Source organism: Haloferax sp. KTX1 (assembly GCF_902410085.1).
Classification (GTDB): Archaea; Halobacteriota; Halobacteria; order Halobacteriales; family Haloferacaceae; genus Haloferax; species Haloferax massiliensis.
This window is the reverse complement of record NZ_CABPRH010000235.1, coordinates 1-428: the sequence shown is the minus strand read 5'-3', so window position 1 is coordinate 428 and position 428 is coordinate 1. Positions and strand designations below refer to the sequence as shown.

General features: G+C 40.4%; 1 protein-coding gene. It reads right to left on the bottom strand.

Going from position 1 to position 428, the window contains the following annotated elements; translation table 11 throughout:
* A partial coding sequence (locus FY251_RS22780; RefSeq protein ID WP_222847905.1) for a DNA methyltransferase occupies positions 1-428 on the bottom strand: 428 nt, incomplete at both ends.

The window sequence follows — 428 nt, the reverse complement described above, 5'->3', positions numbered from 1 at the left end:
CAGGTTGTCTTTTTCTTCTTTGTTAAGTATGAAATTTCCTCCGTCAGTTGGCTGACTACCTCTCACCATTTTTTTTATGCCTTCTCGCAGAGGCAACAACCTTTCCTTGACAACCGTTTTACTTCCACTAACCAGATAGGGAGAGATGCTTTCTGGATTACTTTCTAGAAATTGATTGTTATGCTGTGTAAACAGCCTACATTTTTCATTTTTGGAAGAGATTCCGACCACCGCGACATGAATCCCGGCGTTACCTTTCGCATTGTTTTCCCACTTAAATCCTTGGTAAGCATAATTAATTTTGATGCCAAGATTGAAAATCGGCTTCCAGATAAGAGGTACTTGCACCCCCTGGGATATTGAATTTGTTACTACCAGACCAAGGTTAGATGAGTTCTTAGCTATAAAGTTAGCACCTTTCCATAGCC